This window comes from Bacillus sp. FSL M8-0077, assembly GCF_038050255.1.
In the GTDB taxonomy this organism is placed as follows: Bacteria; Bacillota; Bacilli; order Bacillales; family Bacillaceae; genus Bacillus; species Bacillus altitudinis.
On record NZ_JBBPAF010000001.1, the window covers coordinates 3,242,210 to 3,257,776 of the forward strand.

The 15,567-nt window shown below is 43.8% G+C and carries 15 protein-coding genes; 1 reads left to right on the forward strand and 14 read right to left on the reverse strand.

All coding sequences use genetic code 11. The features are described 5' to 3' along the window. Positions 1-158: 158 nt before the first annotated feature. Positions 159-1,457: an RNA polymerase factor sigma-54 gene (gene rpoN, locus NST57_RS16915; RefSeq protein WP_341298919.1), complete on the reverse strand. Its 1,299-nt coding sequence runs from the start codon at positions 1,455-1,457 to the stop codon at positions 159-161. Positions 1,458-1,527: 70 nt separating this feature from the next. On the opposite strand from rpoN, the gene yvfG reads away from it, so the two are divergent. Continuing rightward, positions 1,528-1,743 (forward strand): protein YvfG, encoded by a 216-nt coding sequence (yvfG, locus tag NST57_RS16920; protein ID WP_017359206.1) that lies wholly within the window; start codon positions 1,528-1,530, stop codon positions 1,741-1,743. A gap of 24 nt (positions 1,744-1,767) precedes the next feature. Here yvfG and NST57_RS16925 read toward each other — a convergent pair whose 3' ends face one another. From NST57_RS16925 to NST57_RS16985, 13 genes are all read right to left on the reverse strand, one after another. After that, positions 1,768-3,093 carry an MATE family efflux transporter gene (locus NST57_RS16925; RefSeq protein WP_142156028.1) on the reverse strand — a complete coding sequence of 442 codons (1,326 nt, stop codon included), beginning with the start codon at positions 3,091-3,093 and terminating at the stop codon, positions 1,768-1,770. Positions 3,094-3,156: 63 nt separating this feature from the next. Next, on the reverse strand, positions 3,157-3,972 hold the full coding sequence (locus NST57_RS16930; protein WP_142156029.1) for an ATP-binding cassette domain-containing protein: 816 nt from the start codon (positions 3,970-3,972) through the stop codon (positions 3,157-3,159). A 13-nt stretch (positions 3,973-3,985) separates the two neighbouring features. Next, positions 3,986-4,801: a nickel import ATP-binding protein NikD gene (nikD, locus tag NST57_RS16935; protein WP_200831242.1), complete on the reverse strand. Its 816-nt coding sequence runs from the start codon at positions 4,799-4,801 to the stop codon at positions 3,986-3,988. Between the two features lie 4 nt (positions 4,802-4,805). Next, positions 4,806-5,639 carry a nickel ABC transporter permease subunit NikC gene (nikC, locus tag NST57_RS16940; RefSeq protein ID WP_142156031.1) on the reverse strand — a complete coding sequence of 278 codons (834 nt, stop codon included), beginning with the start codon at positions 5,637-5,639 and terminating at the stop codon, positions 4,806-4,808. Then, entirely contained in the window at positions 5,636-6,580 is a 945-nt protein-coding gene (gene nikB, locus NST57_RS16945; protein WP_341298920.1) for a nickel ABC transporter permease subunit NikB, read from the reverse strand. The genes nikC and nikB overlap by 4 nt, the downstream gene beginning before the upstream one ends. Positions 6,581-6,598: 18 nt before the next feature. Beyond that, positions 6,599-8,218, reverse strand: coding sequence for a nickel ABC transporter substrate-binding protein (gene nikA / locus NST57_RS16950; RefSeq protein WP_341298921.1), 1,620 nt, complete (start codon positions 8,216-8,218; stop codon positions 6,599-6,601). 164 nt (positions 8,219-8,382) lie between these two features. Then, positions 8,383-9,546: a DegT/DnrJ/EryC1/StrS family aminotransferase gene (locus NST57_RS16955; RefSeq protein ID WP_341298922.1), complete on the reverse strand. Its 1,164-nt coding sequence runs from the start codon at positions 9,544-9,546 to the stop codon at positions 8,383-8,385. Further along, positions 9,543-10,232, reverse strand: coding sequence for a NeuD/PglB/VioB family sugar acetyltransferase (locus NST57_RS16960; protein WP_142156035.1), 690 nt, complete (start codon positions 10,230-10,232; stop codon positions 9,543-9,545). Before NST57_RS16960 ends, NST57_RS16955 begins: the two co-directional genes overlap by 4 nt. Next, on the reverse strand, positions 10,195-10,788 hold the full coding sequence (locus NST57_RS16965) for a sugar transferase (RefSeq protein ID WP_142156036.1): 594 nt from the start codon (positions 10,786-10,788) through the stop codon (positions 10,195-10,197). The genes NST57_RS16960 and NST57_RS16965 overlap by 38 nt, the downstream gene beginning before the upstream one ends. Positions 10,789-10,808: 20 nt before the next feature. Then, complete coding sequence (locus NST57_RS16970) at positions 10,809-12,338, reverse strand: oligosaccharide flippase family protein (protein ID WP_142156037.1); 1,530 nt, start codon at positions 12,336-12,338, stop codon at positions 10,809-10,811. 28 nt (positions 12,339-12,366) lie between these two features. Continuing rightward, positions 12,367-13,395, reverse strand: coding sequence for a polysaccharide pyruvyl transferase family protein (locus NST57_RS16975; protein WP_341298923.1), 1,029 nt, complete (start codon positions 13,393-13,395; stop codon positions 12,367-12,369). Next, on the reverse strand, positions 13,395-14,423 hold the full coding sequence (locus tag NST57_RS16980) for a glycosyltransferase (protein WP_142156039.1): 1,029 nt from the start codon (positions 14,421-14,423) through the stop codon (positions 13,395-13,397). The genes NST57_RS16975 and NST57_RS16980 overlap by 1 nt, the downstream gene beginning before the upstream one ends. A 27-nt stretch (positions 14,424-14,450) precedes the next feature. Beyond that, on the reverse strand, positions 14,451-15,554 hold the full coding sequence (locus NST57_RS16985) for an EpsG family protein (protein ID WP_341298924.1): 1,104 nt from the start codon (positions 15,552-15,554) through the stop codon (positions 14,451-14,453). Positions 15,555-15,567 lie beyond the last annotated feature (13 nt).

Here is a 15,567-nt window from a genome sequence, read left to right on the forward strand (position 1 = left end):
CACTGTTGTCTACCTATCGGCTCATGCCCTATCTTATACTTTACCCCAAAATTTCAAATCACACGTCTCCCCTTTTCTCAATTCTCAAGAAATCTGCAATCACTCTTCTACTCATCAAAAAAGAAGCACGTGCCATTGTTTCTGGCATGTGCTTCTTTTTAATCATAGCGCTTCCGCAGCGTGGAAGACGGAAGGTTCATTTGCTCACGATATTTGGCAATAGTCCTGCGAGAGACACGGATACCAAAGGTTTGCTGTAGCTGCGTCATGATTTGCTGATCCGAATACGGTTTTTTCTTATTTTCTGATTGAATCAGCTCTGAAATGTGCGTCTTCACTGTGTAGCTGGATGCTTCTTCTAGCGAATGCCCTTCTAGTTTCGCTTGAAAAAACTGTTTCATTTCCATTAACCCATAAGGGGTCTGCACCATTTTTCCTTTGACTGTTCGGCTCACTGTCGACTCATGCACTTGTAATATATCTGCAATCCGCTTCATCGTAAGCGGTTTCATTTTATGCTTCCCGGTCAGGAAAAAATCAGTCTGTTGTAAGATAATCTCACGAACGACATTTGTCATCGTTTGTTTTCTCTGCTTCAGCGCTTGAACAAGCCAATTGTACTGCTGATGCTTTTCCTTTAAATATGCATATGCTTCATGCCGCTTTTGATCTTGAATCATAGCGAAATACCCTTCATTCATTTCAATATCCGGAAAAGCACGCTGGTTCAGCTCGAATGTGATGTGACCTCCCGCAGCTGTAATCAACACATCTGGTTCTATATACACATCCTCTTCTTCATAAGAGAAATGAAGGCCTGGTCTTGGTTCGAGAAGCGACACCTCATCTTGTATGGCTTGCAGGGTTTTCAACGGCATACCTGTTTTAGCTGCGATTTCCTTCCAAGCCTTCCTTGCGAACAGAAAGAAATGCCCTTCGATGATCAGCTCTGCTTCATACCAGCGATCCTTTTTTCGTCTAAGCTGGAGCAGGATGCATTCTTGCAATGATCTAGCGCCAATACCGGCAGGCTCTAATGATTGAAGCTGATGAAGAACGGCCTCTACTTCTTCTGCCGAAGCCTGTAACACAGCGGCCATTTGGTCAACCGGTTCATTTAAATAGCCATTGGAATCAATGGACTCAATCATGAAGTGAAAAATCCTTTGATTCTTTTCACTTAAATTCAAATCTATGGCCTGTCTCTTTAAATACATTTGCAGGCTTTCTTTTTGATGCGTACGATACGGCTCTGTCATTCGATCTTGCGTTCTTTTATGATAAACTGGTTGATAGCTGTCCGTGTCTTTCCGCTCAATCAGAGGGTTCTCAAGCGCTAACTGATCAAGATACTCACCCAGCTCTGCACAATTCAGTTGCAGCAGCGTAATCGCCTGCCTGAGTTCTTGTGTGAGTACCTGCTTTAATACTAGTTCTTGTTGCAGTTTAAGGCTCATTGTCTCCCCTCCCTCTCATCATTTTACATGAAGATTGACGGACCGTATATACGAAATAGGAGTGATTTCCATGTCTGAACTTTTTTCCGTTCCATACTTTATCGACAACTTGAAACAACATATTGCCATGAATCAACATGAAGACAAGATTCATGCCATGAACGCTTATTATCGTTCGGTGGTTTCTACACTTGTGCAGGACCAATTGACGAAAAATGCTGTTGTCTTGAAGCGCATTCAGCATCTTGATGAAGCATACCAAAAGGTGAAAAAAGAAAGCGAATAAATGGACGAAAAACAACACCCTTTGTCACGATTGCAAAGGGTGTTTTTCATGCAGGAAAAGCTTTTGATCCAGCTTCGATTTGTACATCATCAAAAAGCCGGACCGCCCTATAGTATAAATGATAAAGGCAAACCATAGTCCGTGATTGTGCCATATCGGAATGACTGCCGCTTGAACAGCCACAAACAAAATCATCGCAAAGAGCATTGAATTCCTCACAGGAGCAATTTCTGTCGCACCTGTGAATACACCATAAATCACCAAACCAAAACAAGCAGCAAACGGATAAAGAACGAGCCAATTGGCATATTGCAGTGTCACATCAAGAAGCTGAGGCAAATTTGTAAACAGGCTCAAAATTGGTACTTTAAAGAAAAAGTAACCTGCCGCAATGACACATGCCATCACAACTGCCCATTGTCTCGAAAGGGTTAATGTTTTATCATAGAGCGCTCGGTCGTTCGCCCCTACTGATCTGCCGACAAGAATACTGGATGCATTGGCAAATCCATCGAACAGATAGGCCATGATGTAGTGAACTTGAAATAAAATGGCATTCGCCGCCAATTGCTCCGTTCCGAAAGAAGCTCCCTTTGCTGTAAACATGTTGATCACGACAAGCAGACAAATCGTTCGGATAAACAAGTCTTTATTCACATGAAACATTTTCTTTACTGCACGTGTGTCCATCACCTGCCGGAGAGACGGCATCCGAAAACCGTTTGACGTATGCTTCAAGATGATCCAGGCCCCTAACACAAAAGCAGTGAGTTCAGAGATTAATGTCGCCGCTGCCACACCTTTGACAGCAAAAGAAAACACATGAACTAAGATCAATGCCAAGATCATATTCATGACATTGATCAAAATTTGTAAAGAAAGGGCTTCTTTCATTTTTGCCATCCCCATCAGCCAGCCGAGTATGACGTAATTCATCAAGGTAAATGGCGCTCCCCAGATCCGAATATGAAAATAGTCCGCTGCATGTTGGCGCACATCAGCAGCAGGAGAGATGATCCATAATGCGGATTGAATAATAGGCCATTGAAGAGAAATAAAACAAAGCCCGACGATAATAGCCAGCAAAAAAGGCCTTAGAAAAGCAAGAACACCCTGCTCCTCGTTTTGCGCTCCGTTTGCTTGGGCGGCAAAAGCAGATGTACTTACCCGCAGAAAACCAAACAGCCAGTACAATGTACTAAAAATGAGACTGCCGACTGCGACGCCTCCTATATAAGCGGGATTGGCAAGCTGTCCGACAACTGCTGTATCGACAGCTCCAAGTAATGGCGTGGTCATCGTTGAAATGGTTAAAGGGATTGCCAAGGCTAAATATGCTCGATGGTTCACGATGCCACCTGCCTTTCATGAAAAATAGCCTCTCCTAAAAGAGGCATTGAGGGAATGAAAAAGTTAACGAACCGGTCTGCCAATCGTTCGAGACAAAGGGTGGCTGGCGAGCGTTGCCTCCTTCATTTTCAGCACAGCTTCGTGCTCTGATATAAAGAAATCATCCTTCGATTGAAACTGAGCCACAAGCTCACCCTGATCAAGAATCGCTAATTGATCACTTAAATGATAGGCCGCTGTCAAATCATGTGTGATAAATAAGTATGCAAGCTTCAGCTCTTTCTTTAATTCGACTAACAAATCTAAAATGACTGCCTGCGTAACCATATCTAAGCTGCTGACTGATTCATCCAGCACAATGAGCTTTGGCTGAAGCACCAGTGCTCTGGCGATGTTGATCCGCTGTAGCTGGCCGCCGCTAAATTGGTATGGGTACTTGGACAAATCCTGCTCACTGAGCCCTACTCTTTCTAACCAGTGAATGAGTGTATGCTGACGTTTTTTTCGGGTCATTGGTTCATAGTTTTCAAGCGGCTCAGATAAGATTTGTTCCACTGTCCATCTTGGATTCACCGCTGAATATGAATCTTGAAATACCGCTTGTACATGCCGGCGGAAATGCTGATGTGTCTGTTGATCTGCACGAATGATATCCTGACCTTCAAAAAGAACTTGTCCGGTACTCGGCTTCTCTAGTCCAAGGATGATGCGGCCGAGTGTACTTTTCCCTGCGCCACTTTGACCTAATAACCCAAGACAAGTGCCTTCTTCAATGGTCAAATGGACGTTTTTCAGGACAGGGGCTCTCTCTTTTGTCCTCATCAGAAACGATCGGCTGCCATATGAATGACTAACTGCTTTCACTTCTATTAAATGCAACGGTCTTCTCACCTCAAATCGGGCAAACAGCTGGAATGGATGGACGAGCTGCTAAAAGTTTCTTTGTATAATCATGCTTCGGGTGTTCAAAAAGCTCAAGAACTTCAGCCTTTTCAACGATTTTTCCTTGTTTCATCACCACGACCTCGTCTGCCATTTCTGCAATCACACTAAGATCGTGGGTAATGAGCAAAATCGCCGTTCCGTATTCATGACGAATTTGATTCAAGTGCTCAAGCACCAGCTTTTGATTGTGTACATCTAATGCGGTTGTCGGTTCATCTGCGATGATCAGAGGCGGATGCATACAGGCAGCCATAGCAATCATGACACGCTGGAGCATCCCCCCGCTTAATTCAAAAGGGTATTTACTCAGTAATTGATCTGGATGCGGCAGGTTCATTTTCTCTAAGGCTTCAATTGCCTGGACCCGTGCCTGCCTTTTACTGACAGCTGTATGCCGGCGGATTGTTTCAATCAATTGATGTCCAATCGTCCATACAGGCGTAAAGCTATTCATTGGATTTTGCATGATATATGAGAGATCTTTGCCACGAATAGACCGCATATGCTGTTCACTCAAACCGATCAGTTCTCGACCTTGTAGAGTGATACTGCCAGTCACTTCCGTTGTTTTTCGATCAAGCATGTTTAAGATCGACATACTTGTCACCGTTTTTCCGCATCCACTCTCACCAATTAATCCAACAATTTGACCGCGCTTGACCTCAAATGCTATTTCCTGAACGAGAGAAATGGTTCCTTGCGGCGTTTTCGTATGCACATGCAGGTTCTCTATATTTAAAATAGACTCTTCCAACTGACTCATTCCTTTACACACGACGTTTGATGCCATATTTCTCTGAAAGGGCTTCTCCCAGTAAGTTGAATAGAATGACCACAGCCATAATCACAAGGCCCGGATAAAGCATCAGCTGAGGATTTGTTTGAATATAAGATTTTCCTTCATGGATCATCGCTCCCCATTCAGGCGTAGGCGGCTGAACCCCTAAGCCTAGAAAAGACATGGCTGAAATGTCCATAATCGCCCAACCCATTTCAAGTGTGCCCACAACTGCGAGTGGCGGCAGTACATTCGGAATCATATGCTTTCTCATGATATTCCAATGGGAAGTACCGCTAATCTTCGCAGCTGCAATAAAGTTTTGTTCCTTTAAACTAAGGACCATCCCTCGAAAGACGCGGGCGTAATACACCCACTGCACAAGCATCAAAGCCAGCACCACTTGAGAAAGCCCCGGTCCAAAAATACCGACTAGTCCAAGGATCAGTACCAAATTCGGAAATGCCATGACCCCGTCGCACAATCTCATCAATACGTGATCGAGCCAGCCACCTTTATATCCAGATATCAGCCCTACGATTAAACCGATAGATAGAGAGGAAACAAAGATTAACAACGCACAGCCTAGTGAAATACGAGCACCATATAGAATACGAGATAAATTGCATCTTCCCAATTGGTCGGTGCCTAGAGGATACTCCCATGAAGAACCCTTTAGCTTCATTGCAAGATTGACAGCCGCTGGGTCATGCGGAGCGATCCATGGTGCACATATCGTCACAAGAAGCAGGAGACCGAGCAGCACCACACAGATCGAGATCATCTTTTGATGATAGAAAAGATGTTTTACTTTTGTCATCATGGCTGGCGGCCTACCTTTCTAGAAATACGGGGGTCAATGATCAGCTGAAGGAGATCCACTATCAAGCTGCTTAAGATAAAGATACACGCCGCCATCAACACATAAAATTGAATGACCGGCAGATCCCGGTTAAAGATCGCTTCAATAAAAAACCGTCCAAATCCAGGCCATGAAAAAACAGCCTCTACAATAATAGTCCCTGTCAGTAGCTTGCCAAGATTCACGCCAAGTCCTGTCAGCATCGGTGATACCGCCATTCTGAAGACATGCTTGAACATAATCGATTGTTCCTTTAACCCTCTCATTCTCGCATATTGAACAAAAGGCTCGTGAAGCGTCTCACTCACACTCGCTCGCAATAATCTCGTATACATCGCAATTAACGGCACAGCTAGTGTAATGGATGGCAGCACAAGATGTTCCCATGTACCAACACCTTCAACAGGTAAAAGATCGAGTTTCACTGAAAAAAAGAAGATGAGCAAATACCCCAAAACAAAGGTCGGGATAGATGCTCCTAGGAAAGAAATCATCCGGCTCACATGATCTACAACGCCGTTTTTTCTCAACCCGCTGAAAAAGCCCAGTGGAATACTGACACAAATTGCGATCAGCAGACTAGTGAACGCCAATTGAATCGTCGCAGGTATTCGATAGATCACCTCATCAAGCACAGGCTGATTGGTCATATACGACCGCCCAAAATCAAGACGGACGACTTTTTCAATCGTATGAAGGTACTGCATGTAAAAAGGTTCATCTAAACCGAATTCACTTCGTTTTTGGGCTAATACCTCATCAGTAGGCTGAATATGAGCCGCTGCTAAATATGCCTCCGCTGGATCAACTGGTGACAGATGAATCATGCCAGTTGTGAACAGTGTGGCTAGTAGAAATACAGGAATGATGGATAACATTCGTTTGATGATATAGCGGCTCATTTGCTTACCTTCCTTCTGTTACTTCAGCTTGATGCCTGTGAAAGGATGTTCATCTCGATTCGCAGGGAAATCAAAGTCCTTCACATCTTTTTGATAAACAGCTGTCTTTTTAAAATAAGAGATTGGCACAATCGCCCCTTGATCTTGCAAGGAAGATAAGACGGACGAATAAAGTGCTTTGCGTTTGTTTTCATTTGTTGTCGATGGAATCTCCGTCATTTCTTTGATCAGCTTATCTTTATTCGGATACGCTGAGATCGCCTCTTTGAATCCAAAACCATCTGATGAGACAACGTTCATAAATGTATGCGGATCATACGGCGCTCCGTAATTGCTAAAGAAGTTCATATCAAATTTGTTCGCTTTAAACCGCTGAACCTGCGTCGCCAGCTCGACACCTTCAAGTTTGACGCTAACGCCAATGGCTGCCCATTCTGCCTGCAGTGTTTCAGCCATTGTTTTTTGAATCGATTCTGCTGAGTCATACATCATACTAAACTCAAGCGTTTTTCCGTCTTTTTCGCGTATGGTTTTTCCTTTCGGAAGCGTCCAGCCTGCTTCATCCAGTAAAGCCTTCGCTTTGTCCACATCATATTGGAAAGATTTCACCCGGATGCCTGACGTATATGGCATGTTTGTTGGCAAGATGTGATCTGCTACATCCTCTAAGCCAGAGGTCACACCTTCCACCAATGATGTTTTATTGATCGCATACTGAAGGGCGTGACGCACTTTCTCATCTGACAGCTGATCGACTTTTGTGTTCATGACAAGCTGTCTTGTGGCTACAGGCTCTGACATCTTCGTTTCATACTTGCCGCTCGCCTCTAGTTGTTTAAAAGCATCAAGGCTAATCGTTCCTTCTCCGTAAAGTAGATCTACATCGCCTTTTTCAAATGCCATCACTCTTGTTTCGGCATCTGGAATGACCTTCACTTTGATTTCTTTGACCTTTGGTTTCTCTCCCCAGTAGTGGTCATTTCGTTCAAAAATCGCGTAATCATCTTTTTTGTAAGTCTTTAATACCCAAGGACCTGTACCCACTGGTTTTTCGATTCCTTTTGATGTATCTCCGTTTTTCGGAAAACCTGCTTCGCCTAGGAAACGAACGGGGCGCACAACAGCTAACTCTTGAACAGTTGGATAATAAGGCTCAGTTAATGTGAGTTTAAACGTTTGCTTGTCCACTGCTTCTGTCTTTTTGATTTTCTTTATGACACCTAACCAGCTATGTACTTCTTTGTTTTTTAAAATCGTATCAAAATTCTTTTTCACAATGTTCGCATTAAATTTAGATCCATCTGAGAATTTCACATTGTCTCTAAGATGGAACGTATACACCTTACCATCCTTTGAAACATCCCATGATTTTGCTAATTCAGGTTTAAGCTTTCCATTTTTTTGATAGCTCACCAATGGTTCGTAAATCATGGATTGGGCAAACAATTGTGATGGATTGTATATGTGTGGATTCATTTCGCCAATATCTCTTGGCCATGCCATGGTGATCATATCGGGATGATCCTTGTCTCCACCTGCTCCATTATTTGCTTGAGAACAGCCTACTAGTAAGAAGATCAGTAGGATAGGTAATATTGTATTTATTTTAATTTTCGGAAAATTGCTCCAGATAGACATAAGTTGCTCCTCCTAATTGATGCTGATAATCATTTTCATTTTAAGGAGGAAGGACTCTGTTGTCAATATCATATTCGAAACGAAATGACAATATATATTCCTTATTATTCCATAAATTAAGGGATTTGTTAAAAAGAGAGGCAGGCTGCTGATGAACGAGCAGCCTATGAGGAGGGTAATGCTTTCTTTTGCAAGACGTTGTGCAGTGTATCAATGACAAGCTCCTGTTCCGCGTCTGTCATGCTTGTACCAGATGGCAGGCAAAGACCTGTCTCAAATAACAACTCGGATGAAGGGACTTCATCGGCTGTTGTATAAAAAGGACAGCCATGAAAGAGCGGCTGCTGGTGCAACGGCTTCCATACACGCCTTGCTTCGATCTGCTTTTGTTCTAAAGCATCTATCATCTCTACTGGAGACATCTGTGCATGATGATCAATGGTGAATGTGGTCAGCCAGCGGTTTGATGTGGTTTCTTGATATTCTGGCATAAATTGAAGGCCTTCAATATCGGCTAAAGCATCTTGATAACGCTCGAAAATGCGGCGTTTTTGCTGAACACGCTCCTCTAACACTTCCATTTGTGCAATTCCTACACCTGCGAGCAGGTTGCTCATCCGATAGTTATATCCCTCCTCTTGATGCTCATAGTGTAGGGCATGTTCTCTTGCCTGTGACGCGAGAAATCGGCAGCGGTCGATGGCTGCTTCATCATCACTGACAAGCATTCCGCCTCCTGATGTTGTAATGATTTTATTTCCGTTAAAAGAGTAAACACCGAACCTGCCCATTGAACCGCTTTTTCTTCCTTTATATATACTGCCTAACGATTCAGCCGCATCTTCAATGATTGGCACATCATATGCCTCACACACCGCTATAATTTCGTCCATCTTCGCACTTTGTCCGTATAAATGAACGACAATGACCGCACGGGGTCTTTTCCCAAGTCGTTTTGTTTCAACAAAGGCTTTCTCTAACGCCAGCGGACACATATTCCAAGTCTCTTTTTCTGAATCAATAAAAACAGGCGTCGCTTGTTCATATAAAATAGGATTTGCACTGGCAACAAATGTGAGAGTGGAACAAAAGACAACATCTCCCTTTTGAACGCCAATAAGTTTTAAGGCAAGGTGAATGGCTGCTGTACCTGAAGATAATGCTGCCCCCCTCTTCACGCCTGCATAATCTGCAACTACTTGCTCAAATTCATTCACAAGCGGTCCTAATGGTGCAATCCAATTGCTCTTAAATGCCTCCTCTATTTTCTTCTGTTCTTTTCCACTCATATGAGGAGGAGATAAGTAGATTCGTTTCCTGTCTCTCATGATTTCCCACCTTCTCTTCGATCTTTGATCTCAATTGCAGGAACGCCTATGGCGACTTTCTGATCATGTATATCTCGGGTCACTGCCGCTCCTGCGCCGATCACTGCCCAGCTTCCAATGGTTCTGCCAGGTATGACAGCAGCCCCAGCTCCAATATGAGCACCCTCTCGCACAGAGACACAGCCGGTGAGCACGGCTCCCGGAGAAAGGTGCGTAAAAGATTCGAGAAAGCAGTCATGCTCCACGATGGAACCGGTGTTGATAATGGCATGCGCACCAATTACTGCATCTGCTTGCACAACAGCCCTTGCCATCACAACCGTTCCTCGGCCAATCTTCGTTGACGAGCTCACAGCTGCCTCTGGATGAATCAGTGTGGCAAATGCCCTCTCTTCAAATGCGAGACGTTCTTTAATCCTCTGTCTGATTTCGTTTTGCCCAATGGCAATCAGCCATTGCATATCAGATATTTCATCTCTTACCTTTTGACTCATAGAAATCGGACCATACAGAATGCCGGTTCGAGTGTCAGCCTCCTCAAATCGATCGTCTAATACAGCGCACAATGAGTAATCAGGATGCAAAAAAATCAACTCTTGAATGACCTTGCTGTGTCCGCCAGCCCCTATTAAGCCAATGGGCTGCTCTTTACATATCGGTTCCTTTGAATTTTTCAGCTGTTGCATGATTTGGCTGCTGCACCCCTTCTGTTTTGATGACTTTCAGTAAGGTCATCCATAAGATTTTCATATCGAGCCAAAACGATTGGTTCTCCACATACCAGAGGTCATAGGTGAATTTCTCCTCCCAGGAGAGAGTATTTCTTCCATTCACCTGGGCCCATCCCGTGATACCAGGCTTCACAAGATGACGCTTCGCTTGCTCCTCTGTGTACATTTGTAAATACTCCATTAAAAGCGGTCTTGGCCCAACGAGACTGATTTCCCCTTTGAGTACATTGACAAGCTGCGGCAATTCATCAAGACTGAGCTTGCGAATGAAGGCTCCGGTTTTTGTTAATCGAAGATGGTCTGGAAGCAGTACGCCATGTTCATCGCGTTCCTCGGTCATCGTCCGAAATTTATAAAGCATAAACGGCTGTCCATACAGACCAGGCCGTTCTTGTCGAAACACCACAGGAGCTCCGATTTTCCACCTAATGAGTCCATAAATGAGAAGGAAAAGAGGGCTGCCTGCGATGAGCAGGGTCAGTGCCACGGCCACATCTATTATTCTTTTCATCAGTGCATCTCCTTTCCACACTAGCGGGAGACAGCTCGTTCAATAGCAGCTTGTTTCACCTTACGCATGAGCTGTATCCGCTCTTGTTTTGTTCCTGCAAATTGATACAAATAGCCTAAGTAGAGAACGAAACATATTCCGCCAATACAAAATAGCTCCCACCATCTCGTCACATCATACACAGCCTGAATGCCAGCACAGATCCCCCATATGAATAGAGCCCCAAACAGCGGAACGACTGTATGTTTGTAAAAGATGGTGCTTTTCTGTTTCGTGATCTTGGCTGTATACAATGGGAGAAAGACGATATTTTTCACCAATAAAACAACGGCCCCTGCTGATGCAATGCCATATAACCCAAGCTGAAGCAGGTGAGTCAGTCCATAGGCGAACAGGACATTGGAACCGCCTAATATGAGCGTCACAATCGCCGGCACTTTAAATCGATTAAAGGCAGTCGGTACATAGGTCAGTGGTAAAAACATCAACGTGAAACACAAATAAGCCGCATGAATCATCAGCAGCCATTTCAGCTCCTCAAAGGCTGGTCCAAGCCATAAAAGCATGAGCGGGCCGGCAAGACCTCCTAACAGAGCTGCGGGAAATGCCACAAATAAACCACTCCATTTCATGGCGTTGGCGGCGTATTGAATGAGCCCCTGTTCATCTTGGTTTGAATATAATTTTGTAATCGTTGGCGCAAACACAACCGCAAGTGTCCCTGCAAGTGTGCGCAATAATAATGGAAATTGTAAAATGGCGGCATACTGTCCAGTCGCTTCTGCCCCAATCAGTAAGTTGGTCATCAATAAATCGATTTGTAAAAACAACAAAATGCCCATTTGCTCAAATGAATGCCACACCCCTGATCGAACCAGCGTGAGACTTGAAGATAAAGAAACGTACCGCCACTTAAACGAAAACCAAGGAATGAGTTTCTTAAAATAATAGAGACCCATTCCCAAAGCGGCGAAACTCCCCATAACGGCTGCAAGCGGAATATGCCAAATGGCTGGTGTCGTCACGGTAAATAACAGCACAATCACAAGCGCCCTACCAAACATCTGAATGGCCTGTCCAACACTCAATACATATAATTTGTTCGCATAAAACGGTGCCGCCCCAATACCAGACATGACGAAATTGAGCATAAATAAAAGACCCCCTAACACAAAGGCGATCTGTGTATCTTTTGCAAGATGAGCAGGCACATGGAGCCAGTCTACCAGCTGCTGAGACATGAATAGACAAAGTAAAAAAAGACAGATGGATAAAAAAAGAGAACTGACAAAATAGGAAGCGAGATAGCGCTGCGCTTGTTCCATCTCTCCTTTATGAGCCGCAACAGAAAAAAAACGCACCACCACTGCACTTAATGAAGCCGTAATGACCGATAAATAGTTGATCATATTTTGCGTCAGATGAATCAGACCAAACGCTTCCACTCCAAGTGTATGAACAATGTAAGGCGTTAAACAAACAGACATCAGCATCATCAAGATAAACGTCATCACATTTGCACTGACATTGTAAAGAAACGCACGGTTCATGGTGATTTCACGCAGTGTTTAAGGGCCTTCATCCAGCTTCCTCTCCCTTTTGTCCGCTTGTTTTCATATGCTGATGAATGGCCTTTTTCACCGCTTCCTCCGTTGGTTCCTTCAAAAGGGTCATAAACGGCAGATGCGCTACCCATTCATATCCTTCCATGACTTTATGATCAAACGACCTGATGACAACACACGGTGTATGTGTGATCGCACAAAAGATCATGCCATGCAGTCGATCTGTCACGACGACTTGTGCCTGTCTCAACTGCGTCCAAAACGTGGATAATTCCTCTAAACGAGTCGTTCGATTCACTCGCTTACCAATGGTCGTTGTGATAAAACCAACTTGATCATACGTTTCTTTGATATGCTGCTGAAGCTGTTCACGTTTCTCATTCGTAAGATAAGCTTCCTTATCCTCACGCATACAAAGCAGCACGCCTTTACGGGTTTGACCCTTTGATGTTTTGTCTAATGACAGGACCATATCAGGCTGTTTCCACACCTCTTTAGTAGGAAAATGCTTTTTCATCCATTGATAGGTAGTTTGATCTCTTGCCATCAAGAGAAGCCTCGGGTGTTGCTGATACGTCTGAATAGCGCGGCGTTCTTCTCTTTTCCCTCTCTTTGTTTCTGTAAAATGAGCAGTAGCGGGCAGCTGAATAATAGGATAGGACTTAAAGGCGTTCATGATAAATTGTCTTGTCCATTCTTCATATCGATATAAATCGCCCATGTTGCCTCCGCCGATGATACAGACAATGTCCTCTGGGTGCCGCGCGTGCTTCAGCGGACGTGCTAGACGATACATCTCCTGCATGTCTACTTCTATGATTTGATAGTCTGGAAAGTGCTTTTGTAAAAAGCAGCAGCTGGCATAGGCAATCGCATGATCACCTAAGTTGTCATGTGCCGGTAGCAGCGTGAGAATGATTTTCTTCTGATGACTCAGCTCTGGTAGTCTTTGGTGGCTTAACCTATATTGAAGCGGATACTTGACCTTTAAGAGCAGCCACTCTGCGGCATGTGCTTTTAATTGCTGCAATGTCACATTCATCACCCCGATTTTCTCGTTTGATATTCAATCCATTTTTGATAGCTTGAAGCTGCGGCAGAGAGCGGATACACCCACTGCAGCCTAGCAAGGAATAAGATCATTCGCTTGCGCACAGTCAGCTTCGATGGTTCCACTTGTTTCACAGCCTTCTGAAAAGCTTCATGTGTCACCATTTCACGCATATGACCAAGCTTTTTTTGAAAGGAAAGGGAATTTTGGCTCTTCCATTCATTGAGCATACAATGCAGCGTATGATTCACGATAAAAAAATAAAAAGCCTTCTCATATGGTGTCAGCTCATCATGCTCTTTTAAAAACAAACGCTGCGCGTCATAAAATGCCAGTCCGTGCTGAAAATACTGCTTTTGATATCGCTGGACAATGGATGACAAATGAACCCGGTAATAATACAGCGGCTCATGAACAAAGGCAATAACACGTGATAAAGAAAAACAGCGCAGTGTGACATATTGATCTTCAATATTCTCAAGCTCACCTCTTAACGGAAAACGGATATGATGCTTTTCAATAAACGCCCGCCGATACAGCTTATTCCATGAGAATCCCGTGATCTCACCATGTAATAACGATTCTATTAAACTTGTCTTATCGGCTTCCTGCTGAGCTAACAGCGTCGTCGGTATGATCCGTTTTGACTGTTCAAATTGAATCCAATATTCACTGACAACAAGATCGGCACCGGTGTTTTCGGCTTCTTGATATAAAGCCTCACAGTATTGAGGAGCGAGAACATCATCTGAATCAACAAAGGCAAGATACGTTCCTGCTGCTTCTTCTATGCCCCTGTTCCTCACCGCTCCCAGCCCTTGATTGGTTTGGTGAATCACCCGAAATCGCTCATCACGCGCAGCAAACGCTTCAAGGATGTCTCCACTGTGATCCGTAGATCCATCGTTAATGAGGATGACCTCTATATCTGAAAAGCTTTGGTCTACAATCGATTGAAGACACTGCTCCACATATTGACTAGTGTTATAGACTGCGACCAATAGACTGATAGCTGGCATGACAGCAAGCCCCACCTTTCTTCAAATCTACTTTGTAAAAATCGTTCGGTACGGTAAAACAGAAGAATCAAACGGCATCAGCATAATGCTGTACAAAATATAGCAAACCGCAATTCCGATATACATAAAGAAATTGGTTCGCTGATCAAAAATCCGTGTGAAATAAGGCAGTAAAATGAGCTGATACAGCCCAAAGTAAATATGAAATCTTGCATAAATAACATCTTTCGTTGCAAGGATGCCAAACAAAAATCCAAGCAAGCAAAAATTCACAATATAATCACTCTCTGGGGTCAGCTCACGAAGTCGTTTTCGACAAAAGAACGCAAGCAATAACGGCAAAATCAAGACACCAATTTTCGTCACATTCATTCCATTTGTATTCGTTGTCAGCCACTCCTCGTAATGCCCATATGAACTGCCTTGCAGCATCACGACAAACACGGAAACAAAGCGGTCATAAAGAGCGGTTAACCCTAAGAAAATCATGCATAAGACAAGCATCATCCATGACCACGATTTAGTTCTCACGATAAAATACACAGGAATCATGATAAGAGCCGATGAATGAAACAATGAACATACGAGGACAAGCGGAAAATACAATTTCCACTGACCATTGATCACAAGACGGATGGCATAAAAAAGAACCGCCGCCACCATATACTGCCGCATACCATTAAACGAAGCGTAATAATGAAAGGTGCCGAGAAAAAGCAGCATACTTAGCTCAAAAGGACGGCCATATTGAATGAGCGTCTTGATGATAAAAAAATAGGTGATCGCCCCAACCGAGATATACATGATTTGCGGATCACGGGACAGTTGATTGAGCATCCATAAAATAAACGTAAATCCTGGGTCAGTGGCCGCCTTATCCACACCAAATCCGAAAATATGCCAAGGTTTGTCATAGTTGACGGAGAACTCATACATTTGTCCATAGGTCACGAAATCAGTTCCTACTTTGTATCGTATGCCCGCCACAATACAAAGAAATAAAAATGGAAAAAACACCAGAAGCTTGTTCGGCCGCCAGCCGCTTTGTATGGTATCATCACGTCTACCATAAAATGCGGCAAAGCTCGACCATAAATAGACCATGATCATGTTCACCAAATAAACCGCCATCTGCCAATCCTTC